Origin of the sequence: Halomonas sp. SIMBA_159, assembly GCF_046536035.1 — a bacterium.
Lineage (GTDB): Bacteria > Pseudomonadota > Gammaproteobacteria > Pseudomonadales > Halomonadaceae > Vreelandella > Vreelandella venusta_A.
The window spans coordinates 1-340 of the sequence record NZ_JAWJBT010000215.1; the positions used below are offsets into that span (position 1 = coordinate 1).

Sequence of the window (340 nt, forward strand, 5' to 3'; positions counted from 1 at the left end):
GTGCGGTATGGCGAGTCTGTTTTCGGCTTTGCCGGTATTCGCCCTTGATGTGGCGGCGGTCTCTGAACCGGCCCCGGCTTACGGCTGGCTGCGGGATGATTCCCGTCAGTCGGCACAGGTACTGGCTTTTCTGAAAGATGAAAATCAGCAGACTGAGCAGGCATTACAGCAGCAGGCCTTGCTGGAACAGTCATTGCTGGATGAGTGGCAGGCCCGTCAGGCCAGTGTGGCCGACAGGAAATAAAAGCCTCAGAAAAGCGAGCCCGGGCTCGCTTTTTTCTTACCTGATGATCAGGGATTAACGTTGCGATTGATCGGGTTTTGCGGTGAGATCAGTGTT

Annotated in this window: 1 protein-coding gene; it reads left to right on the forward strand. The window is 55.3% G+C overall.

Features of this window, described 5'->3' with window-relative positions:
* The coding region (locus R0J87_RS19045) for a hypothetical protein (protein WP_498888189.1) at positions 1-244 on the forward strand (244 nt) is incomplete at its 5' end.
* Positions 245-340: the final 96 nt, after the last annotated feature.